At 73.5% G+C, this 23,757-nt stretch carries 10 protein-coding genes; 3 read left to right on the top strand and 7 right to left on the bottom strand.

The genetic code is table 11. The annotated features are described in order from the left end of the window. Window positions 1-14 precede the first annotated feature (14 nt). Genes ACFLIM_RS45815 through ACFLIM_RS45825 form a run of 3 tightly spaced genes read left to right on the top strand, consistent with a single transcriptional unit; the run spans window position 15 to window position 9,673 of the window. Window positions 15-4,706, top strand: coding sequence for a type I polyketide synthase (locus ACFLIM_RS45815; RefSeq protein ID WP_393176351.1), 4,692 nt, complete (start codon window positions 15-17; stop codon window positions 4,704-4,706). Continuing rightward, a complete protein-coding gene (locus ACFLIM_RS45820) occupies window positions 4,703-8,506 on the top strand; it encodes an SDR family NAD(P)-dependent oxidoreductase (RefSeq protein ID WP_393176353.1) in 3,804 nt (1,267 codons plus the stop codon). The genes ACFLIM_RS45815 and ACFLIM_RS45820 overlap by 4 nt, the downstream gene beginning before the upstream one ends. A 6-nt stretch (window positions 8,507-8,512) precedes the next feature. After that, window positions 8,513-9,673: an acyl-CoA dehydrogenase family protein gene (locus ACFLIM_RS45825; protein ID WP_393176355.1), complete on the top strand. Its 1,161-nt coding sequence runs from the start codon at window positions 8,513-8,515 to the stop codon at window positions 9,671-9,673. Here ACFLIM_RS45825 and ACFLIM_RS45830 read toward each other — a convergent pair. From ACFLIM_RS45830 to ACFLIM_RS45860, 7 genes are read right to left on the bottom strand one after another with little or no spacing between them, the layout of a single operon-like run. Then, window positions 9,636-10,268, bottom strand: coding sequence for a 4'-phosphopantetheinyl transferase family protein (locus ACFLIM_RS45830; RefSeq protein ID WP_393176357.1), 633 nt, complete (start codon window positions 10,266-10,268; stop codon window positions 9,636-9,638). The genes ACFLIM_RS45825 and ACFLIM_RS45830 overlap by 38 nt on opposite strands. Next, the gene (locus tag ACFLIM_RS45835) at window positions 10,265-11,053 is read right to left on the bottom strand and encodes a thioesterase II family protein (protein ID WP_393176358.1); all 789 of its coding nucleotides are present in this window, start codon (window positions 11,051-11,053) and stop codon (window positions 10,265-10,267) included. The genes ACFLIM_RS45830 and ACFLIM_RS45835 overlap by 4 nt, the downstream gene beginning before the upstream one ends. Next, entirely contained in the window at window positions 11,050-12,126 is a 1,077-nt protein-coding gene (locus ACFLIM_RS45840) for an HAD-IIIC family phosphatase (RefSeq protein WP_393176360.1), read from the bottom strand. The genes ACFLIM_RS45835 and ACFLIM_RS45840 overlap by 4 nt, the downstream gene beginning before the upstream one ends. Next, complete coding sequence (locus ACFLIM_RS45845; RefSeq protein WP_393176362.1) at window positions 12,123-13,265, bottom strand: acyl-CoA dehydrogenase family protein; 1,143 nt, start codon at window positions 13,263-13,265, stop codon at window positions 12,123-12,125. The genes ACFLIM_RS45840 and ACFLIM_RS45845 overlap by 4 nt, the downstream gene beginning before the upstream one ends. After that, a complete protein-coding gene (locus ACFLIM_RS45850; protein WP_393176364.1) occupies window positions 13,262-13,516 on the bottom strand; it encodes an acyl carrier protein in 255 nt (84 codons plus the stop codon). Before ACFLIM_RS45850 ends, ACFLIM_RS45845 begins: the two co-directional genes overlap by 4 nt. Before the next feature lie 15 nt (window positions 13,517-13,531). Further along, window positions 13,532-14,380 (bottom strand): 3-hydroxyacyl-CoA dehydrogenase family protein, encoded by an 849-nt coding sequence (locus tag ACFLIM_RS45855; RefSeq protein ID WP_393176366.1) that lies wholly within the window; start codon window positions 14,378-14,380, stop codon window positions 13,532-13,534. 30 nt (window positions 14,381-14,410) lie between these two features. Beyond that, window positions 14,411-23,752 (bottom strand): type I polyketide synthase, encoded by a 9,342-nt coding sequence (locus ACFLIM_RS45860; RefSeq protein WP_393176368.1) that lies wholly within the window; start codon window positions 23,750-23,752, stop codon window positions 14,411-14,413. Window positions 23,753-23,757 lie beyond the last annotated feature (5 nt).

Here is a 23,757-nt window from a genome sequence, read left to right on the forward strand (position 1 = left end):
AGAAGGGCATGTTGATGGATCAGCACCGTTCACCAGGCGACGCCGACATCGCGATCATCGGCATGGCCGGTCGGTTCCCGGGTGCGGCCGACATCGGGACGTTCTGGCGCAACATCAGCACCGGGGTGGAGTCCTTCACCCGGTTCTCCGACGAGGAGCTGCTCGACGCGGGCGTCTCCCCGGCGACCTTCCAGCAGCCCAACTACGTGCGCTCGCGGCCGGTCCTCGACGACGTCCGCGGCTTCGACGCCGGCTTCTTCGGCTACAACCCGCGCGAGGCCGCGCTCGCCGACCCGCAACAGCGGATCTTCCTGGAGTGCGTGTGGGAGGTCCTGGAGTCCGCCGGGTACGCGGCCCCCGAGGGCCGTGGCAGCGTGGGCGTGTTCGCCGGGATGAACATCAGCGGCTACCTGCTGACCCGGCTCATGGCGTTCCAGATGGGCATCGACACCTCCGCGCTGATGATCGGCAACGACAAGGACTCGCTGGCCACGAATGTCTCCTTCCGCTTCGACCTGAACGGCCCGAGCCTGTCGGTGCAGACCTTCTGCTCGACCTCGCTGGTCGCGGTCCACCTGGCCAGTGAGAGCCTGCGGCGCGGCGAGTGCGACATGGCGCTGGCCGGCGGCGTGTCGGTGCGCATCCCCGACCGCGTGGGCTACCTGTGGGAGGAGGGCGGTCAGGAGTCGCCCGACGGCCACGTGCGTACCTTCGACGCCGAGGGCAGGGGCAGCATGTTCGGCGACGGCGCGGCGGTCGTCGCGCTGAAGCGGCTCGAGGAAGCGGTGGCCGACCGGGACACCGTGCACGCCGTCATCCGGGCCTCGGCCATCAACAACGACGGCGCGATGAAGTTCAGCTACCTGGCGCCCAGCATCGACGGCCAGCGCCGCTGCGTCTCCTCGGCCCTCGCCAAAGCGGGCGTGAACCCGGCCGACATCTCCTACGTCGAGGCGCACGGCACCGCCACCGAGGTCGGCGACCCGATGGAGGTGGCCGCGCTGACCCGGGCCTACGGGCCGACCGAGCGCAAGCAGTACTGCGTGCTCGGCTCGATCAAGCCCAACGTGGGCCACCTCGACCGGGCCTCCGGCGTGACCGGCCTGATCAAGGTCGTCCAGTCGCTGCGCAACGAGCTGATCCCGGGCACGCTGCACTACACCTCGCCCAACCCCGAGATCGACTTCGCCGGCAGCCCCTTCCGCGTCTCCGCCGAGCCCGTCCCGTGGCCGCGCGCGGCCGACCGGCCCCGGATCGCGGGGATCAGCTCGCTGGGCATGGGCGGCACCAACGCCCACGCCATCATCACCGAGGCACCGCTCCCGCAGCCGCGGGGAGCGCGCCCCCGCCGCTGGCAGATCCTGCCGGTCTCGGCCCGCTCCCAGGCCGCCGCCGAGCAGTCGTGCGCCCGGCTGGCCGAGCACCTGGCGGGCTCGTCCGACGACCTCGGCGACGTGGCCTACACGCTGCAGGCCGGGCGGAAGGTGTTCGGGCACCGCAAGGTCGTGGTCGCCGACTCGGTGGAGGGTGCCGCGGCCAAGCTGGCCGATCCCGCCGGGGCCCTGGGGCGGGCGGACTCGACCGTGGGCAGGAAGGCAGGCTTCCTGATCGCGGGCGTCGGCGAGCAGTACCCCGGGATGGTGGCCGACCTGTACGCCGAGGAGCCGCGGTTCCGCGCCGACGTGGATGAGTGCCTGTCCGTGCTGGGGCTGACCGAGGTGGGGCAGCTCTCCGACGTGTTCGTACCCGCCGAAGGGGCGCGGGACGGCGCGGGCGACCTGGCCAGGCTGCTGGGCCGGGCGGAGGCGGACGCGCCGCGCTCCACGACCAACGCGCACCTGATCCAGCCGGCCGTCTTCGTGGCCGAGTACGCGCTGGCGCGCCAGCTCATCCGCTGGGGCCTGCACCCCGAGATCATGATCGGCTACAGCCTCGGCGAGTACGTCGCCGCCTGCCTCGCGGGCGTGTTGTCGCTGCCCGACGCGCTACGGCTGGTGGCCTACCGGGCCAAGCTCATCACCTCCCAGCCCGAGGGCGCGATGCTGGCGGTCTCCGCCGACGAGCAGCGCCTGCGCGCGGTGCTCGGCGAGCTGTTCACCGACGACCTCGACGTGGCCGTGCGCACCGGCTCCCAGGTGGTGCTCGCCGGGCCGGCGGAGGCGGCCGAGCGGGCCGCCGCGCTGCTGCTGCAGGCCAAGATCGGGCATCGGCGGCTGGAGACCACGCACGCCTTCCACTCCCGGATGCTGGCGCCGGTGGCCGGCGAGCTGACCGCCTGGATCACCGACAACATCACGCTGAACGCCCCGGCGCTGCCGTACCTCAGCAACGTGACCGGGGAGCTCGCCACCGCCGAGGTCGTGACCTCCCCCGGCTACTGGGCCAGGCACATGTGCGAGACGGTCGAGTTCGGCGCGGGGCTCGGGCACGTGCTCGGGCAGGCCGACCTGGCGCTGGTCGAGATCGGGCCCGGCCAGTCGCTGGGCGCGCTGACCCGCAGCCACCCGGCCTGCGACCGCGCCCAGTGGCCGCTCATCGTGACCACGCTGCCCGCCGCGAACGACCCGCAGGACGCCGGCGCGGCCCTCGCGACCGCCGTCGGCAAGCTCTGGCTGACCGGTGCGCCGGTGGACTGGGCCGCGCTGCACGAGGACACCCCCTGGCGGCCCGGCCGTGTCCCGCTGCCCACCTACCCGTTCGAGCACCAGGATTACTGGCTGGAGATCGACCAGACCTCGATGGGCGCCGGCACGCCAGCCTTCGACGAGAACGACCCGACGAGCATCGCCAAGGCGTACCCGCGCCTGCCCGACACCCGCTGGCTCCACACGCCGGTCTGGCGTCAGACCACGCTCAGGCCGCCCCGCGCGGAGGAGGCCGATCGCTGGCTGGTCTACACCGACGCCGGGCTCGCCGCCGCGCTGGCCGCTCCCCTGCTGGCACATCTGGCGGACACGGGCAAGGACGTGGTGCTCGTACGGCCTGGCGAGCGCTTCTCCAGCGACCCCGACGGCCTCCGGGTGCGCCCGGGCTCGCCCGAGGACGCCGTCGCGGCCCTGCGCGAGCTGGACGGCCGCGGCTGGCAGCCCGAGCGCGTGGTCCATCTGTGGTCGGCCGAGGACGGCCCGATCGAGGAGAGCCTGCAGCGCGGCCTGCACACGCTGGTCGGCTTCGCCCGCGCCGCCGGAGACCTGGGGCTGCCCGGCTGGTCGCTGGACATCGTCACGGCGGGCGGGCAGCGGGTGCTCCCGGGGGACCGCGTCCACTCCGCGTTCGGCACTCTGCTCGGCCCGGCCCGGCTGATCCCGGTGGAGTACCCGAGGGTCAAGACCCGGCTGATCGACGTCGACGCGGACAGCGGGGCCCGCGCGTTACTCGCCGAGCTGCGCGCCGAGCCGGCCGACCAGCTGGTCGGCCTGCGCGGCGGGCAGCGGTGGATTCCCGACTACGAGGTGCTGGACGCCTCCGTCATCGAGGCGGCGCCCCCCGCCGCCGAGGTCCGGCGGGGCGGGGTCTACCTGGTGACCGGCGGGCTGGGCGGCATCGGGCTGGGCATGGCCGAGCGGCTGGCCGAGCACTATCAGGCGCGGCTGGTACTGCTCGGCCGCACGCCGGTGCCGCCGCGCGAGCAGTGGGCCTCGATCCTGGCCTCGGACACCACGGCGCCCGAAGTCCGCAGGCGGCTGGAGGGGCTGCGCCGGCTCGAGGCGGCCGGGGTCGAGGTCGTCACCGTCGCCGGGGACGTCTCCAAGCCCGAGGACGCGCGGCGCGCGGTGGACACCGCGATCGAGCGCTTCGGCGAGCTGAACGGCGTGCTGCACTGCGCCGGGGTGCCCGCCGTCGGGCTCATGCAGTTCAAGACCGTCGCCGACATGGAACGGGTGCTCGCGCCGAAGGTGATGGGCACCCTCGCCCTGGCCGCGGCGCTGCGCGACAAGCCCGTGGACTTCGTGGCGCTGTTCTCCTCCACCACCTCGGCCACCGGCGGCGGCGCCGGTCAGGTGGACTACTGCGCGGCCAACGCCTTCCTGGACGCCTTCGCGCTCGGCGACGCGCTGCCCGGCGTGACGGTCACCTCGATCGACTGGTGCGAGTGGACCTGGAACGGCTGGACCGAGGGCCTGGAGAACTACGACGAGGGCTCCAAGCAGTACTTCGCCTGGTACCGGGAGAACTTCGGGCTCACCTTCGACCAGGGCTGGCAGACGCTGCTGCGGGCGCTGGCCAGCGGCGAACGGCACGTCGTGGCCTCCACGCAGGACTTCGCGCCGCTGGTGGCGATGAGCCGCAAGTCGTCGATCGAGAGCCACCAGGCGACGGTGAAGAAGATCCGCGACGCGTTCGGGCGGCACCCCCGGCCGGACCTGTCCACGGCCTACGTCGAGCCGCAGTCGCCGGCGGAGGAGACCATCGCCGGGGTGTGGGCGGAGGCGCTGGGCCTGGAGCAGGTCGGCGTACACGACAACTTCTTCGAGCTGGGCGGCAACTCGCTGCTCGGCATGGAGATCATCGCCGAGGTCAGGAGGGCGCTGGAGTTGTCCTACCTGCCGCCGCACATCCTCTACCAGGCGCCCACGATCGCCTCGCTCGCCGAGGCGGCCAGGGCCGACCAGGACGCGGGCGAGCAGCCGAGCCAGGCCCGGGACCAGCAGCGGTCCCGCATCGCCCAGCGACGCAACATGCTCAGAAGCGGAAGGACATCATGACCGGAACCGACTACGACTCCGCGGTCGCGCTGATCGGCATGTCCGGGCGCTTCCCCGGCGCCCGGAGCGTCGCCGAGCTGTGGGACAACCTGCTCGCCGGGGTCAAGGGCCTGCGCACCATCACCGACGAGGAACTGCGGGAGGCCGGGGTCGATCCGGGCAAGCTCGCCGACCCGCGCTACGTGCGCGTCGGCGGCCCGCTGGACGACCTCGACCGTTTCGACGCCACCGTCTTCGGCATCAACCCGCGCGAGGCCGAGACCATGGACCCGCAACACCGGTTGTTCCTGGAGTGCTCGTGGGAGGCGCTGGAGGGCGCCGGCTACTGCCCGACCGACGTGCCGGGCCAGGTCGCGGTCTTCGGCGGGTGCGGGTTCCCCGACTACATCGTGCAGAACCTGCAGAGCCTCGGCACCCAGCCGGGCGGCGCGTTGCTGATGGCCATCGGCAACGAGCGTGACTCGCTCGCCTCGCTGGTGTCGTACAAGCTGGGGTTGCGCGGGCCCGCCATATCGGTGCAGACGTTCTGCTCGACCTCGCTGGTCGCGGTCCACCTGGCCTGCCAGAGCCTGCTGACGTACGAGTGCGACGTGGCGTTGGCCGGCGGCGCGTTCACCCCGCTCCCCCAGCCGTCCGGCTACCTGTACGAGCAGGGCGGCATCATGTCGCCCGACGGGCGGGTGCGCAGCTTCGACGCCGAGGCCGGCGGCACGGTGATGGGCAGCGGGGCCGGCGCGGTGGCGCTCAAGCGCATGTCCGACGCGCTGGCGGACGGCGACGTCATCCACGCGGTCATCCTGGGCTCGGCGGCCAACAACGACGGCCGCCTGCGGGCCGGGTACACGGCGCCGGGCGTGGACGGCCAGGCCGAGGTGATCGAGTCGGCGCTGGGCGTGGCCGGGGTCAAGCCCGACACCGTCGGCTACGTCGAGTGCCACGCGACCGGCACCATGCTGGGCGACTCGATCGAGCTGGCGGCCATGAACCGGGTCTTCGCCCAGCCCAGGGAGACGCCGTGCGTGCTGGGCTCGCTCAAGCCGAGCCTGGGCCACCTCGACCGCGCCTCCGGGGTCACCGGCCTGATGCGGGCGGCGATGGCGCTCAAGAACGAGCTGCTGCCCGGCACGCCCGGCTACGAGACGCCCAACCCCGCGCTGGCCTCCGCGCAGGACTGGTTCACCGTGCTGACCGAGGACCGGCCCTGGGGGCCGGGCGTGCGGCGGGCCGGGGTCAGCTCGTTCGGGCTCGGCGGCACGAACGCGCACATCGTCATGGAGCAGGCGCCGCCGCGGCGGGAGCGGCCCGCGCGGCCCGGACCGCACCTGCTGGTGTTCTCCGCCGGGGACGACCAGGCGCTGGGCGAGGTGACCGAGCGGCTGCGCCGCCACCTGACCGAGGTCGGGGGCGACGACCTGGCGGACGTGGCGTTCACGCTCCAGGTCTCCCGGGGCGGCTTCGCGCTGCGCCGGGCGGTGGTCTGCCACGACCGCGACGACGCCGTGGCGGCGCTGGGCGACCCCACTCGCTGGATCGACGGCAAGACCCAGCGGCGCAACCCCAAGGTACGGCTGGCCGTGCCCGAGGCCGAGCCGCCCGCGACCTGGTGGGCGGAGCTGCACCAGGCGGTCGAGTCCGTCCTGCGGCACGGCCCCGCGCCCGCGGGCTCCTCCCGCGAGGCGGCGCTCGGGGCGCTGGCCGACGGCCTGGGCGGCATCGGCGTCCACGTGCCGCACGACGACACGGCTCAGGCCGAGGAGATCGTGGTCGCGCCGGAGAAGGGCGCAACGGCGGCCGAGTGGCTGCTGGCGACGGTGGCCAGGCTGTGGCTGGCCGGGAGCGCCGTCGACTGGGCGGCGCTGCACGGCGGTCAGGGGCGCCGGGTCGAGCTGCCCACCTACCCGTTCCAGCGGCGCAGGTTCTGGGTCAAGGCCGGCCCCGCGCAGCCGCAGGCGCAGGCGGGCGAGGGCAAGACGTACGACCGCGCGCAGTGGACCCACCTGCCGACATGGCGGCAGCGACCGCTGCCCGTCGCCGATCTGGACGAGCGGCTGCGCGAGGCCGGTCCGTGGCTGGTGTTCGCCGCCGACGAGCGCGGCGAGGCGCTGGTCGAGCGGCTCAACCAGGCCGGAGCCGAGGTGACCGCGGTGCGCGACGGCGACCGGTTCCGGCAGGAGGAGAGCGGCGACTTCACCATCCGCGCGCACAAGGCCGACGACATGGCCGAGCTGATGTACTCGCTGGTGGCCATGCCGCGGGCGATCGTCCACGGTCTCAGCCTGGCCTCGCCGCCGCCCGGCTCCGGCACCGACCCGGTGGAGCACTTCACGGCCGAGCAGCACCGCGGTTTCTACTCCGCGCTGGCGCTGGCCAGGGAGCTGGTGGACAACACCGGCTCGGCGCCCAAGGCCGAGCTGGTCCTGCTCACGTCGCAGGCCGTGAGCGTGGCCGGGGCCGACCTGCGCCATCCCGAGCACGCCACGCTCGCGGCGCTCGCGCCCAGCCTCCAGCAGGAGAACCCGCGGCTGCGCTGCCGCCACATCGACGTGGACGCCGCCCAGGACGTGGACACCCTGGCCGCCCAGGTGCTGGCCGCGACGGTCTGCGCACACGAGGGTCCGATGGCGGTACGCGCGGGCGAGACGTGGTTGCGCCGCTACGAGCCGTACCCCGTGCAAGAGCTGGAGCCGGAGCAGCGGCGGATCCGCGACGGGGACACGGTGCTCATCACCGGCGGGCTCGGCGACGTCGGCCTGGTCCTGTCCCGGCACCTGGCCGACGCATACGGCTGCCGCCTGGTCCTCACCGCGCGCTCCCCGCTGCCGCCCCGCGAGGAGTGGGACGCCTACCTGGCCGCGCCGCCGCCCGGCGGCGAGCGCACGGCCCGGCACATCCGCAACATCCGGGACCTGGAGAGCAGGGGCGCCACCGTGCTCGCCCTGTCGGCCGACGTGGCCGACGAAGAGGAGATGCGCGCCGTCGTCGCCGCCGCGGTCGACCGTTTCGGCACGATCGACGTGGTGGTGCACGGCGCGGGCGTGCAGGACGGCGCGTACTTCAACTTCGCCCACCTGATGGACCGCCCGCAGTGCGAGGCGCACCTGGCCGCCAAGGTGACCGGCTTCCACGTGCTGCAGAAGGTGCTCGGCGAGCATTGCCCGGACCGGCGGATCACGCTGTCGTCCATCGCCGCGGTGCTCGGCGGCATGACGCTGGCGCCGTACGCGGCCGCCAACGCCGCCCTGGACGCCTACGTCCGCGTCGCCCGTACGGAGGGCGCCGGACGCTGGGTCACCGTGGACTGGGACACCTGGAACATCGACCCCGACCGGGTCGCCGGGCACAGCGCCGCGGTGGTGGACTACGCGATGACCCCGGCCGAGGGCGTGGACGTCTTCGAGCGGGCGCTGTCGGCGGCCGACCGCGTCGGGCACCTGGTCATCTCGACCGGCTCGCTGGACGCCAGGATCGCCCAGTGGGTGACCGGCGACATCCACGAGAGCGACGACGACTTCGACGACCGCGAGCTCCACCCGCGTCCCGAGCTGAACAACCCGTACGTGGAACCGCGCGAGGGCACCGAGGCCACCCTCGCCGGCATCTGGTCCAAGGTGCTCGGCATCGACCCCATCGGGGCTCTGGACAACTTCTTCGAGCTCGGCGGCCACTCGCTGCTGGCGATCGAGCTCACCACCAGGATCCGCAAGACGCTGGCCGCGTCGGTGCCGGTGACCGGCCTGCTGGAGTGCCCCACGGTCCGCCAGCTCGCCGAGTTGCTGGACGCCCGCGACGAGGAGGAGTAGCAGCCGATGAAGCAGCCCGACTACCTGCGGGCCGTGCAGGGCTTCGCCCGGCGCGAGCTGCTGGGCAAGGAGGCGTACCTGGACTCGCTGGCCGAGGCGCCGCTCCCGCTCTACCGCCGCTTCGCCGACACGGGCCTGGCGAACTGGTGGATGCCCAAGGAGTTCGGCGGCCTCGGCATGGGGCTGGAGGAGAGCGTGCGCATCACGGCCGAGCTGGCCTACGCCGACGCCGGGGCGGCCTTCACCCTGTTCATCCCGGTGCTGGCCACGAGCATGGTCTCCTGGTACGGCGGCGCCGAGCTGAAGGAGCGCCACCTCGGCCCACTGGTGGCCGAGAACGGCTTCTGCGCCACGCTGGGCAGCGAGCACGCGGCGGGCAGCGAGATGGCCAGGATCAGCGCCACCGCGCGGCGCGAGGGCGACACGGTGGTCCTCGACGGCCACAAGGCCTTCTCCACCAACACCGGCTTCGCCCGCTTCATCGTCGTGATCGCGCGTACCGAGGACGATCCGTCGGGGTACCTGGCCGTCCTGGTGCCGCACGACACGCCGGGGATCACGGTGGAGAAGCGGTGGGAGGTCATCGGGCTGCGCTCGTCGGCGACGTACCAGGTGTCGCTGTCCGGCGTGCGGGTGCCCGCGGGGAACGTGCTGCGCGGCAACGGGCTGCGCCTGCTGGAGGTCGGGCTGAACGCCAGCCGCATCCTCATCGCCACCACCGCGCTCGGCATCGCCCGCCGGGTGCGGGACGTGTGCATGGAGTACGCCAAGCCCAAGTCGGTCAAGGGCGCGCCGCTGACGGCCAACGCGGTCTTCGCCGGCCGCCTCGGGCAGTTCGAGATGCAGATCGAGGTGATGGCCAACCAGTGCCTGGCGGCGGCCCGGGCGTACGACGAGATCGCGGCGCGGCCCGACGCGGGCGAGGAGTTCCTGCGCGTGGGCACGCTGAAGCAGGCGCTGACGACGAAGATGTTCTGCGGGCAGACGGGCTGGCAGATCGCCTCGACGGCCTCGGAGATGTTCGGCGGGCTGGGCTACACGCACGAGCTGGTCATCGGCAAGCTGCTGCGGGACATGCGGTACGTGTCGATCGTGGAGGGCGGCGACGACGTCCTGCGCGACCTGGTGTTCAGCCGGTACGTGGTGCCGGTGTCGAAGCGATCGTGACCACCGCGGCGGCGTAGCCGGGTGCGACGTCGAGCCAGCGGACGGGACCACTGAGGGAGCGCGACCGGACGGAGGTCGCGCTCCCTTCGCGGATCAGGACGTCGCTCAGGCCCGCGAGGCCGGTGCCGGTGGCCTTGATGAAAGCCTCCTTGGCGGTCCACAGACGGAAGTACCCGGCCAGGCCCTCGTCGGGGCCGGCGGCGAGCAGGCGGGCGGTCTCCTCCGGCTGGTACAGGCGGCGGGCCAGGCCCAGGTGGTCGAGGTCGGCGCGGACCCGTTCGACGTCCACGCCCACCCGCATACCCGGGGGCGCGACCGCGACCAGGGCCCAGGCGTCGGAGTGCGACAGGTTGAAGTCGGGCCGCCCCTCGTCCAGGCGGGGGCGGCCCGCGTCGTCCACGGTCAGGCGGAGCCGTCCGGCGGGCACGCCGCAGGCCCGGCCGAGCACGGTGCGCAGGGCGGCGTGCGCCGCCACGTAGCGGCGCCGGTCGAGCGGGCCGGCCAGGGCCAGGGCCCGCTCGCGCTCGGCACCGGACAGGCAGCGCCACCACCCCGGCCGCTCCGGCCGGTCCAGGTGGACCCTCCAGACCTTCACACCCACGGGCGCAGCGCCTCCGCCACGATCTCGTGGGTGCGGGTCGCCTGCTCGAAGACGGCGAAGTGGCCGCCGTCGAACGGGTGCGGGGCGTGGTGCCCGCTGGTCTGCGCGCGCCACCCGGCCGCCTTCGCGGGCTCGACGCGCGGGTCGGCGTCGCTCATCAGCGCCGAGATCGGTACGTCGAGCGGCGGCTCGTCCTGGTAGACGTAGGTTTCCTTGACGGTGAAGTCGGCCTGCACCGCGGGCAGGATCATCTCCAGGGCCCCCTGGTCGGCCAGCAGCCATTCGGGCGTGCCGCCCAGCTTGCGCAGCAGGGCCACGACCTGGTCCCGGTTCATCCTCCGCACCTGGGGCCCGTCCTCGCAGGTGAGGTGGGGGGCGTCGGAGCCGGAGACGAACAGGTGGACCGGCTGGGGACCGCCGCGCCGCCTGATCTCGCGGACCAGCTCGAACGCGACGATGGCGCCGAGGCTGTGGCCGTACAGCGCGTACCTGCGCCCGGCCGCGGTCGTCTCCACGTCCGTGAGCACGGCGTCGGCGAGGTCGGAGACGAGCGGCGGCATGCGCTGGTAGGGCGGCTCCCGGTGCCTGGACTCCCGGCCCGGCGGCTGCACGGGCTGGACGGCCACGCCGGGGAGCTTGCCCTGCCACGTGCGGAACGCCGAGGCGGCGCCGCCGGCGTGCGGCAGGCAGTACAGCGGCAGCGCGCCCGGCTCCGCGCCCGTCAGAGCGCGGAACGGCAGCCACCGGGACAGCACGTCGTCGCTGGTCGCAACGCTCATGTCTCGATCTCCAACCGGATGTACGAGGGCGGCGGCTGCACCGCCCCCAGGTCGGCCTCAAGCACCACGTGGACGTCATTCCTGCCGACCTCGCGGAAACCGGCGAAGGCGTAGGTCACCTGCATCATCCGGTTGCGCCCGGTCTCCACGAAATCGGCCCGTACCGCCACCCCGGCCGCCGCGGCCAGCCGCAGGATGTGGTTGAGCAGCACCATGCCCACGCCCCGCGACATCACCCGGCACGACATCAACATCATGCGCAACCACCAGACGTCCTGCCGCTTCTCGACCAGGGCGAGCCCGATCTTGCCGTAGCCGCCGAACCTGTCGGTCAGCGAGGCGACCAGGAGCAGGTGGTCGGGGGACTCGCGCAGGGCGTCCAGTTCCTCGTAGGAGTAGGTGCGTCCGGTGGAGTTGAGCTGGTTGGTGCGTACCGTCAGCTCCTCGGCCCGCTGCAGGTCCTCCCGGCGCGCGGGCGCGATCGTGAAGGCCATCTCCAGGCCGGCGAGGAACTCATCGTTGGTGCCGACGAACTTCTCCTCCAGCTCGTCCCTGGCGAGCTGGCCGCGGTACATCTCGCGCCGCCGCGCCGACTCGTCGGTGACGAACCGGGGCCGGAACTCGGGCCTGGCCAGCGCCTCCGCCAGCTCCAGCACGTCGACGCAGATCACCTCGGGCAGCTCGTGCGCCACCTCGCCGCGCTCGAACTCCTGGTCGTCGACGAACGCGAAGGCGTCCACGCCGAGGTTGAGCGCCTTGGCGATGTTCCTGATGGAATCGGACTTGGCGTTCCAGTTGATCTGCGGGTACAGGAACAGGTCCGTGAGCCCGAGTTCGGCGAGCTTGTCCATGGCCGCGTCGCGGTCGTTCTTGCTCGCGATCGAGTGCAGGACGCCCTTGCGGTCGAGCTCGCGGATGCGCTCGACGACGGCGGGCCGTACGGTGACGTCGCCGTCCTCCAGCAGCACCCCGTTCCACAGGGTGTTGTCCAGGTCCCACACGATGCACTTGACGCGGCCCCGCCGGGGTTTCTCCGGCGGCAGGGCGACGCCGGGCTCGGTGGTCACGCTCATCTCGTCATCTCCCGCTCTGCCTGGCCTGCGATGGTGATCCGCTGAATCTCGTTGCTGCCCTCGATGATCTCCATGACCTTGGCGTCCCGGTAGAGGCGCGCCACCGGGTAGTCGGGGCTGCACCCGTTGGCGCCGTGGATCTGGACGGCCTCTGCGGCGTGCCTGACGGCGGCCGTGGAGGCGAAGTACTTCGCGATCCAGGTGGCCATGATCGTGCTCGACTCCCCGGCGTCCTTCAGGCGGCCGGCCTCGGCCAGCAGCAGCCGGGCCGCCCGCGCGTCGGTGACCATGTCGGAGAGCTTGGCCTGGATCAGCGGCAGCTCCGCGAGCGCCTTGCCGCCGACCCGGCGGTGGGCGGCGTAGGCGGCCGACGCCTCCAGGCACGCCTGGACGATGCCGACCGAGCCCGCCGCCACGCTGTAGCGGCCGAGGTCCAGCGTGCCGGTCAGCACCATGCCCGCGGTGAAGCCGCTCGGGCCGAGCAGCGCGTCGGGGCCGAGCACGACGTCCTGGAAGGAGATCTCGGCCAGCATGGAGGCACGGGTGCCCAGCATGTCGTCGATCGGCCTGACCTGGACGCCGGGCGCGTTCCGCGGCACGAGGAAGGCGCCGATGCTGCCGGCGGTGCGGGCGAACACCAGGAACAGGTCCGCCCGCTGCCCGCTGGTGGTCCACTTCTTGACCCCGTTGAGCAGCCACCCGTCGCCGCGTTCGACGGCGGTCGTGGTGATCGCCGCGGTGTCGCTGCCGGCGCCCGGCTCGGACAGGCAGAACGCGCCGAGCACGTCCCCGGCGGCGAGCGCCGGCGCCCACCGCTCGCGCTGGCCCGGGGTCCCCCAGCGCTGCACGGTCCAGGCCACCATGGTGTGCACGGTGAGCAGGCTGCGCAGCGAGGAGCAGCCGCGGCCCACCTCCTCGTGCACCTCGCCGAGCGTGACCAGGTCCATCCCGGCCCCGCCCGACTCGGCGGGCAGGAACGGCGCCCACAGTCCCGCGGCGGCCACCTGCCGCAGCAGGTCCTCGGGGACCCGGCCGATCCTGTCGTAGTCGTCGGCGTACGGCATGACGTGGGTGTCGACGAACGCCCGGGCCGAACGTTTGTCGACGACCTGGACCGGCGCCGTGGCGGTGAGCGTCACGCGACGGCCAGGGTCGGCGAGAGCCGCGCCACCAGCTCGGCCATCGTGGTGGCGGTGCGGAAGTTGTCGATCCGCAACTCCTCGTTGGGGATGGTGACGCCGAAGGTCTTCTCGACGAACATCACCAGCTCCATCGCGAACAGCGAGTTGACGAAGCCGAGCGCGAAGATGTCCTGCGTCTCGTCGATCTCCGCCTGCGGGTACCTGCCGCGGACGAAGTCGAGGATCTGCTCCTTGGTGGTGTGCGACATGTGCGATGACTCCTTCTAGTTCGTTGCGTAGGTGTAGAAGCCGCGGCCGGACTTGCGGCCGTGCAGCCCGGCGTCGGTCATCTGCTTCAGCAGCGGGCAGGGGCGGTACTTGCTGTCGGCGTAGTGCTCGTAGAGCACCTCCACGCTGTAGAGGATCGTGTCGACGCCGATCAGGTCGGCGGTCTCCAGCGGGCCCATCGGGTGGCCGAAGCAGCTTCTGAAGACCTCGTCGACCGACTCGGCGTCGGCGACGCCCTCGTGGACGAGGTAGGCGGCCTCGTTGACGGTGAGCATCAGGACCCGGTTGGAGACGAAGCCGCAGGAGTCCTTGACGTCGATGGACTTCTTGCCCATGGCGGTCAGCAGATCCCTGGTGCGCTGGACCGTCTCGGGCGAGGTGTGGAAGCCCGGGATCAGCTCCACGGCGGGCTTGGCGGGCACCGGGTTCATGAAGTGCACGCCGACCACCTTGTCGGGCCGCCCGGTGACGGCCGCGACCTTGGTGATGGGGATGGCGGAGGTGTTGACCACGAAGACGGTGTCCGGGCCGCACTCGGCGTCCAGCGTCTCGTACACCTCCCGCTTGACCTCCCAGTTCTCGGTCACGTTCTCGATGACGAGGTCGCACTTGGCCGCTCCCGCCGCGCCCACCGCGGTGGTGACCCTGGCCAGCACCTCGTCCGGGTCGAGGGCGGGCCCGCCCATGAGACGGCTCATCCTGGTGTTGCGGGCGATGGTCGCCAGCGCGTCGCCGAGGATCTTCTCGTCCTGGTCGACCAGCACCACGTCGTGCCCGGTCTGGGCGAGGTTCTGGGCGACCCCGACGCCCATGACACCGGCGCCGATTACCCCGATCACGGTCATGTCCGCTCCGTTCCGCTCATGATGGCTCCTTCATCGGTGCGCTTCCTGTGGGTGCTGCCCGCGTCTGCGGGCGGCCGAGGCTTCGAGGCCCGAACGGCGGAGCTGGGCACGCACCTGGCTGCCGCTGTCCGCGTCGGCGAAGGCGGGCGCCGTGCCCGAGGTGAGGGCCTCGACGGTCTGACTGAGCGCGGCCACGGTGGGCGCCTCGTAGAGAATGTGCGGCGGCAGCTCGGCCAGGTCGAAGGCGCGCCGCACCGCGGCGACGATGGCCACGCCGAGCAGGGAGTTCCCGCCGAGTTCGAAGAAGTTGTCGAGCGCGCCGACGCGGTCGAGCCGCAGCGACTCGCGCCAGATCGCGGCGATGGCCTCCTCGGTGGGGCCGGCCGGCTCCTGGTAGGAGGTGACCAGCTCGGGTCTGGGGTGCAGCTCGCTGCTCGCGCCGCCCATGTCCGGCGAGGTGACGGCCTCCAGGGTGAACCTGGAGCTGCCGCTGACCAGCGTGGGGAAGTCCTGGGTGGAGACCACGACGCGCGGCTCGCCGGCGGCCAGGGCCCGCCGCAGCAGGCGCCAGCCGTCAGCGAAGCCGATGCCGATCCTGGCCCTGTTCTGCTTGAAGAAGTCGCGCAGCGCCTCCTCGTACCCGGCCAGCCCGGCCTCCCAGGCGTTCCAGGTCCACTCGCCCCAGTCCACGGCCACCACCCGGCGGCCGGTGGCGGCCAGCTCGCAGGCGTAGCCGTCCAGGAAGGCGTTCGCGGCGCAGTAGTCCACCTGGCCGGGACCGCCGCCGGTGGCCGAGGTGATCGAGGAGAACAGGACGAGGAAGTCCAGCTCGATCTCGTCGGTACGGCCGATCCGCAGCGCCTCGGCGATGGCCAGCGTGCCGGCGACCTTGGGGGCCAGCACCTCCTCCAGCTCCTCCGGCCGCTTGAACTGCATCAGGCCCATGCCGGGGACGCCTGCCGCGTGCAGGACGCCGTGCAGCGCGCCGAAGCGGGTCAGGGCGGCGTCCACGGCGCGGCGGACGTCCTCGGCCCGCGCCACGTCACCGGTGACGATCTCGACCTCGGCGCCGAACTCGATCAGTTCGGAGACCTGGGCGACGCGCCGCCGAGTGGTCTCGTCGGCCTGCTCTCCCGCCAGGATGCCCGCCCATCTCTCCTGCGGCGGGAGGCCGTGCCTGGCCAGCAGCATCAGCTTGGCCTGGTGGTCGCGGGCCAGGTGCCCGGCCAGGCCGAGCGCGATGCCGCCGAGCCCGCCGGTGATCAGGTAGACGCCGCCGTCGCGGAAGGGCGCGTCCTGCGGGCCGGCGGGCAGTTGCTCGTAGCCGGGGAGCCAGCGGCGGCCGTGGCGCAGCGCCAGGATGCGGTCGGTCTGCGGGCGGGCCAGCTCGGCGGTCAGCGCGGCCAGGTCGGCCGCCGCCGGGTCGCCGGGCAGGTCGATCAGGCGGGTGGTCACGCCTGGGTACTCCAGCGGGATCACCAGGCAGGGGCCGGTCACGGTGGCGGCCTCGGGGTGGGTGACCTCGGTCCCGATGACCTGCTGGGTGCCGGAGACGGCCACGTCGAGCGACCACTCGGCGATGCCCGACTCGCCTGCCGCCCTGGCCAGCGCGACGAGGGTGTGCAGGCCGTACGCGGTGGTGCCGGCTCCCGGTTCCAGCGTCCACAGGTGCAGGACCCGGTCCAGGGGGCGGCCGGCGGTACGCAGGTCCCGGAGCAGGGCGCGCAGGTCGGCCGCGTTGCCCGCTCTGATCGTGTGGCCGTCGGGGGTGGAGGTGTAGGCGTCGCCGGGGCGTACCAGGGTGATGGGGACGCCGGTGGCGCGCAGGCGGTCCGCGGCGGCGTCGGCGAGCCCGTCGCGGGTGAAGACCAGCCACGACTTCGGCCCGCTCGCGGCGGGCGCCGGGGGTGCGCTCTGCCGCCATACGGGCAGGTGGAGCCAGCTCTCCTCCGGTAGCTTGGGCAGGCTGGTGATCGCGTCGAAGAGGTTGGCGGGCTCGGCCGGGAGCTGCTGCCGCTGGGCCGGGGGGTCGATCCAGTGGCGCTGCCGCTGGAAGGGGTAGGTGGGCAGCGGGATCCGGCCCGGCAGCGCGGCGGGGTCGGCCCCCTCCGTCCTGCCGTGGTAGGCGTCCCAGTCGAGGGTGACGCCGCACAACCAGAGCCTGGCCAGGCAGTCGGCGAGCACCTGGTCGCCCGGACTGGGGTCGCTCGCCGCGGGCAGCGTGTGGGTGATCAGCGGCCACCGCTCCGGCGGGCAGCCGGCGCCGCGCACCAGCGCGCCGAGCGACTGGCCGGGCCCGATCTCCACCACGGCCAGCTCGGGGTCGGCCAGCAGCCGGCCGATCCCGTCCGCGAAGCGCACGGTCGCGCACATGTGCCTGGCCCAGTAGCCGGGGTCGCACACCAGCTCGGCGTCGGCGATCTCGCCGGTCACGTTCGAGATGTACGGCAGGGCGGGCGGGTTCAGCCGCACGTTGGCCTTGACCCACTGGGTCAGCTCGTCGCTCAGCGGCTCCAGCATCCGGGAGTGGAAGGCGTGGGTGGTCTCCAGCTGGCGGCAGGGGATCTCGGCCGCCCGCAGGTCGGCCGCCAGCCCCGTGACGGCCTCGCCGGGGCCCGCGACGACGGTGACCTGGGGGCCGTTGACGGCGGCGACGTCGAGGCCGCGCTCGTCCAGCCGGAAGCGGCGGCGCAGCCGGTCGGGGGGCAGGGACACGGCGAGCATGGCTCCGGCGGGGAGCGCGGCGATGAGCTGGGCCCGGTGGGTGACCAGGGCCAGTGCGTCCTTCAGTGACAACACGCCCGCCAGGGTGGCCGCGACGTACTCGCCGAGGCTGTAGCCGAGCATGAGCCTCGGATGCAGGCCCCAGGACATGAGCGTGCGGGCCAGCGCGTATTCCACGGCGAACAGCGCGGGTTGCACCACCTCGGTCCGTTCGAGCGCGGCGGTCCGGTCGTCGCCCGCGCCTGTGCCGGTGCGGCCGAGGAGGGCGGCCAGGGTCGCGCCCGGGTCGGCGCGCTCACCGGTGAGCAGGGCGGCCAGGTCGGGGGCGTGCGCGGCCTCGCCGAGCAGGTCCAGACACTCGTCGAACGCGGCACGGAAGGCCGGTTCGTGCCGGTGCAGCTCGCCGGCGAGGCCGGGGTACTGCTCGCCGACGCCGTCGAAGAGGAAGGCGACCTGGCGGCCCTGCACGGTGTCGATCCGGCCCAGCAGCCCGGCCCCGCCGCCCAGCGCCTGGGCCGCCGCCGCGGTGCCGTCGGCGACCAGCGCGCGGCGGTGCTCGAACGTCTTCCGCCCGGCCTGCAGCGTGTAGGCCACGTCCGCGAGCCGCGCGCCCGGCCCGGCGGTCAGGTGCCGTCCAAGGCGGTCGCGCGCCTGGTCCGCGGCGGCGGCGTTGCGGGCGGAGAAGGGCAGGACGTGGTAACGGCGCGCGGACGGCTCGGCGGCCGGCCTGGCGGGCGGCTGTTCGACCACCATGTGGACGTTGGTGCCGCCCATGCCGAGGGAGTTGAGCCCGGCGATGCGAGGGCGGTCGTCCCGGGTGTGCCAGGGCGACAGCTCGGTGTTGACGTAGAACGGGCTGTCGTCGAAGTCGATCTCCGGGTTGGGGCTGGTGTAGTGGAGGCTGGGCGGGATCACGCCCTCGCGCAGCGCCAGCGAGGTCTTGATCAGGCCGCTGGCCCCCGCCGCCCGGTCGAGGTGCCCGACGTTGGTCTTGACCGAGCCGATCGGGCAGTACCGCTTGTCGCTGGTGGGGCCGAAGGCGCGGGTCAGCGCGGCCACCTCGATGGGGTCGCCCAGCTCGGTGGCCGTGCCGTGCGCCTCGACGTAGCTGATGTCGTCTCCGGTGACGCCCGCGTCGGCCATCGCGTCCGCGATCACCCTGGCCTGGCCCACGACGCTGGGGGCGGTGTAGCCGACCTTGAGCGCGCCGTCGTTGTTCATGGCCGAGCCGCGGATCACGGCCCAGATGTGGTCGCCGTCGCGGATCGCGTCGGGCAGCCGCTTGAGCAGGACCACGGCCGCCCCGTCGCCGAACATGCTGCCTCGGGCCTGGGCGTCGAAGGTGCGTACGTGGCCGTCGGGCGACTCCTGGCCGCCGGGGCCGTACAGGTGGCCCACCCGGTCGGGCACGCGGATGGAGACGCCTCCGGCCAGGGCCAGCTCGCACTCGCCGTTGCGCAGGCTCTGCACGGCCAGGTGCCCGGCGACCAGCGACGTGGAGCAGAACGTCTGTACGGCGACGCTCGGGCCGTACAGGTCGAAGAGGTAGGAGACGGTCGTCGTCAGGGCGTCCTTGTCGTTGCCCATGATGACCTCGAAGTCGCTGAACTCCTGCTGGCCGCCGCCGAGCAGCTGGCCGGTCAGGCGGAGCAGGTAGGTGCTGATGTTGGCGCCGCCGAACACGCCGACCCGGCCCCGGTGCTCCGGCGCGGCGTACCCGGCCTGTTCCAGCGCCTCCCAGCAGACCTCGAGGAAGGCCCGCTGCTGCGGGTCGGTGATCGCCGCCATGCGGGGGCTCATGCCGAAGAAGGCCGCGTCGAAGCCGCCGACGTCGTCCAGCACCGGGCGGGCGGGCACGTACGCCGGGTCCCCGAGCTGGTCGGGGTGCACGCCGGAGCCGAGCAGCTCCTCCTCGGTGAAGACGCTGATGGACTCGACGCCGTCACGCAGGTTCCGCCAGAACGCCTCCACGTCCGGAGCCCCGGGGAAGCGGCCCGCCATGCCGACGATCGCGATGCGCCGGTCGTCTTCGTCAGACTGCTCCGTGACGTGCACGGACCGGGGTTGGCCGACCGGCTGCGGGGATGGTGGCGCGGAGCGCTCGTCGAGGACGGCGGCCAGGGTGTGCACGGTCGGGGCCTCGAACAGCACCACCGTCGGGACCGCCACGCCGAAGCGCTGTTTCACCAGCGCCAGCATCTGCAGCGCCACCAGGGAGTTGCCGCCGAGGTCGAAGAAGTTGTCCCGGGTGCCGACCGGCTCCACACCGAGCACCTCGGACCAGAGCGCGGCCAGGTCGCGCTCGGCCTGGGTGAGCGGCGGCGCGTAGGGCTGGGGAAGCTCGGGGCGGGGAAACCGGTCGCGGCTCGCCGGTGCGGCGGGCACCTTCCTGGGCAGCCGGTCCTCCAGCCCGCCGGCGGCCACGACCAGGGAGGGCCGGGGGTCGGCCAGCAGCCGGTCGAAGGCCGCCAGCGCCTCGTCGGCCGACATGGCGTGCGCGGCCATCGCGGCGCCCAGGCCGCCCTCGATCCGGTCGAGGGTGACCGCCCAGGTGTCCCAGCTCGCGGCCACCCAGCGCGGGTTGCGGTGGGCGAGCGCGGTGAGCGCGGCGTTGGAGGCGGCGTAGCTGCCGAACGTGATGCCGCCGAGAACGGCCGAGGTGGAGGAGAACAGCACGCAGAAGCCGGGCGCGGCCTGGAGCTCGGCCAGCACCTCCTCCAGGACCAGGGCGCCGGTCACCTTGGCGGCGAAGTGCCTGGCGACGGCGGCCTCGTCGAGGTCGCGCAGCGGGCGGAAGGTGTCGGGGGAGGTCTCGGCCGCGGCGTGGACCACGCCGCCGAGCGTTCCGTCGTGGAGCGTGTCGGCGAGCACGGCCCGCATGGCGGTGGCGTCGGTGACGTCCACGCGCGGGGTCAGCACCTCGGCCCCGAGCGCACGCAGCCGCTGTACGGCGCGGTGCCGCGGGTCGTCCTCGTCGTCAGGAACGCCACCGCGACTGGTCAGAACGAGCCGGTCGGCACCAGCCCTGACCAGGTGTTCGGCCACGATCAGCCCGACGTCGCCGAGCCCGCCCGTGATCAGGTAGGTGTGGCCGGCCCGGATGGCGGGGGCGTTCTCCGGCTGGGTGTCGGCGAGGGCGGGGTGGCTCTCCGGCTCGGCGTCGGCGGGGTGGTTCTCCGGTTCGGCGTCGGTGTGGGCGCGGACGAGGCGGGATCCGTCGCGGTAGGCGACGAACGTGCCGTCGCCGCGGTGGCGGACCTCGGTGGCGAGCGCTTCGGCCACGGCCTCCAGGGTGACGTCCGGGGCGAAGTCGACGGTGGCGCAGTCGAGGGTGAGGTACTCCTGGTTGGCGACCATGGGGAGGGTGGCGGCGGCGGCCTGCCCGGGGTCGGGGGTTTCGCCGTCGGCCACCGCATGGCCGCCTCTGGTGGCGAGCAGGACCCGGGTGTTGTCGCCGCCGTCCTCGCCCCAGGCGTGCAGCAACCGGGCCACGGGGAGGAGACTGCCACGCCCGTCGGCATGCCGGTCGGAGGGCCTGTCCGCAGGCCGGTCAATGGGCCGGTCGAAGTGCCCGTTGGCGGGCTGGCCGGAGGGCGGCTGGTCGAGGAGGCGGAGGTCCACCACGACGGTGGCGTCGCTCAGGTGCCGCGCCAGGGAGGCGTGGTCCGCCGCCGACTCCGGGGCGATGGTGTGGCCGCCGGGCGTCTCGGCGAAGGAGTCTCCTGGCAGCACGGTCACGATCTCGGTGCCGGCGGCGCGCAGGGCGCGGGCCACCGCCTCCGCGGTCTCGGCGCGGCCGGCCAGCAGGACGCAGGTCCCGACCGGCTCGGCGGCGTCCGGCAGAGGGGCAAGGGTCCAGCGGGGTGCCATCAGGCGTACGTGCGGGAGCCGGGGGTCGGCGGGGGGCGGGGTCGGGACGCCGGCGGGGGTTGGGGTCGGGACGGCGGCGGCGTCCACCCAGTAGCGCTCGCGTTGGAACGGGTAGGTCGGCAGTCCGACCTTGGCCACCGGACGGTCCTGGCGGTATCCGGACCAGTCGATCGGCGCGCCGGCCAGCCACAACCGTCCCGCCGCCGCGGCGAGCACCGTCTGGGCCGGTCGGGGGTCGTCCGCGCCGGGCAGCGTGGCCACGATGAGGGGCCAGCGTTCGGGCGGGCAGTCGCGGTGCCCGCGGGCCATCGCACCCAGGGACTGCCCCGGGCCGATCTCCAGCAGCGCCGCGTCGCCGTCCAGGGCCAGCAGGGTATGCAGGACACCGTCGAACTGGACGGGTGCGCACATGTGCTCGGCCCAGTACGCCGGGTCGCTCGCCTGCTCGGCGGTGACCAGTTCCCCGGTGACGTTGGAGACGTACGGGATGCGGGGTGCCCGGAGCGGGACGTTGGCCGCGATCCAGGCGGTGAGCCGGTCCCTGATCGGCGCCATCATCGCGGAGTGGAAGGCGTGCGTGGTGGCCAGCGGGCGGCACGGCACCGCCTCGGCCTCGAGCAGCGCCCTGACGGCCCGCATGGCCTCCGGCTCGCCGGACAGCACGGTGAGCTCTGGGCCGCTGACGGCGCCCACGTCCACCCCGGTGATCCCGGCCCGCCGGAGACGGTCCATGAGGTCGGCGGCGGGCAGCGGGACCGCGCTCATCGCGCCCGCGGGCAACTCGCCGATGAGGCGGGCGCGGTGCGCGACCAGGGCGAGGGCGTCGTTCGGTGCCAACACGCCCGCCAGGGTGGCCGCGACGTACTCGCCGAGGCTGTACCCGGCCAGCGCCGCGGGCTGGATCCCCCACGACAACACCAGCCTGGCCAGCGCGTACTCCACCGCGAACAGCGCCGGCTGCAGGACCTCGGTCGGGGTCGCGGCGTCCGGCGCGGGGCCGCGGCCGAGCAGCCGGCCGAGGCGGTCCTGGCTCGTCTGGCGGGGGGCCAGCATGTCGGCGAGCGGGTCCGTACCGGCGCCCATCAGCCGGCGCAGCTCGGCCCGGCATTCGTCGAGCACCTCGCGGAACACCGGCTCCGACCGGTACAGCTCCTCGGCCATGCCCGGGTACTGCTCGCCGGTCCCGGGGATGAGGAAGGCGGCGGGACGGTCGGTACGGCTCTCCGCACGTCCCAGTACGCCCGCGTTCCGCAGCCCCTCGGCGGCCTCGGCCGGGGAGGAGGCGACCAGCATCCTGCGGTGGCCGAACACCTGACGGCCCGTCTGCAGGGTGTGGGCCACGTCGGCCAGCCGATGCTCGCGCCCGTCGCCGTCCAGGTGCGCGGCGAGGCGCCCGGTCATCGCGTCGGCGGCGCCGGCGTTACGGGCCGACCAGACCAGCAGCTCGGGCCGGGGCGGCTCCTCGGTCCTGGGCACCAGCGGCGCCTCTTCCAGCACGACGTGGGCGTTGGTGCCGCCGATGCCGAACGCGCTCACCCCTGCCCGACGCGTCCGGCCCGCCTCGCGCGGCCAGCTCCGCAGGCCGGTGACCACCTCGAGGTCGGCCTCGCCCGCGGCGAGCTGCGGGTTGGGCTCGGTCAGGTTGAGCGTGGGCGGGATCTCGTCGTGGCACAGGGCCAGCGCGGCCTTGATGAGGTTGGTCACCCCCGCCGCCCGGTCCAGGTGGCCCAGGTTGGTCTTGACCGACCCGATCAGCAGCGACTGGCCGCGGAACACCTGCTGCAGCGCGGCCAGCTCGGCGGCGTCGCCCAGCGCGGTGCCGGTGCCGTGCGCCTCGACGTAGTCGATGTCGGCGGCCGTCAGGTCGGCGCTGGCCAGCGCCTCGGCCATGACGGCGGCCTGGCCCCGCACCCCGGGGGCGGTGAAGCCGACCTTGCGCCCGCCGTCGTTGTTGACGGCCCAGCCGCGGATGACCGCGTAGATCTGGTCGCCGTCGGCGAGCGCGTCCTCCAGCCGCCGCAGCGCGACCACGCCGACGCCGCTGCCGAGCGGGCTGCCGAGCCCGCCGGCGTCGAAGGCGCGGCACTCGCCGTCCGGCGGCGCGATGCCGCCCTGCTGGTACAGGTAGCCCACGCGGTGGGGCACGTTGACCGCGACGCCGCCGGCCAGGGCCAGGTCGCATTCGAAGCCCGCCAGGCTGGTGGCCGCCGCGCACACCGCGACGAGCGAGGTCGAGCAGTAGCTCTGCACGCCGTAGCTGGGGCCCGACAGGCCCAGCGCGTGCGCCACGCGGGTGGTGAGCGAGTCCTTGTCGTTGGCCAGCCCCAGCGCCAGCTCTCCCACAACGGCTCCGATACCGCTGGGGAGGAGGTTGTTCTGCAGGTACGAGCTGTGGGCACAGCCGCCGAACACCCCGATCGAGCCGTCGAACCGCTTGGGGTCGCAACCCGCGTCCTCCAGCGCCGTCCAGCTGTGTTCGAGGAAGAGCCGGTGTTGCGGGTCGAGGATCTGGGCGTCTTTGGGGCTGAATCCGAAGAAGGCCGCGTCGAACAGCTCCACGCCGTCGATGACCGGCCCGGCCTGCACGTAGGCGGGGTCGGCGAGCAGGTCGTCCGGCACCCCCGCGGCCCGGAGCTCCTCCTCGCTGAAGCGGGTGATCCCGGACGCCCCGGCCCGGATGACCGACCAGAGCTCGGCGACGTCGGACGCCCCGGGGAAGCGGCCGGACATCCCGACGATCGCGATGTCGGTGCCCGGGCTTTCGATGTCGTCGTTCACGTCTA

Source organism: Nonomuraea marmarensis (assembly GCF_043197025.1).
GTDB lineage: Bacteria > Actinomycetota > Actinomycetes > Streptosporangiales > Streptosporangiaceae > Nonomuraea > Nonomuraea marmarensis.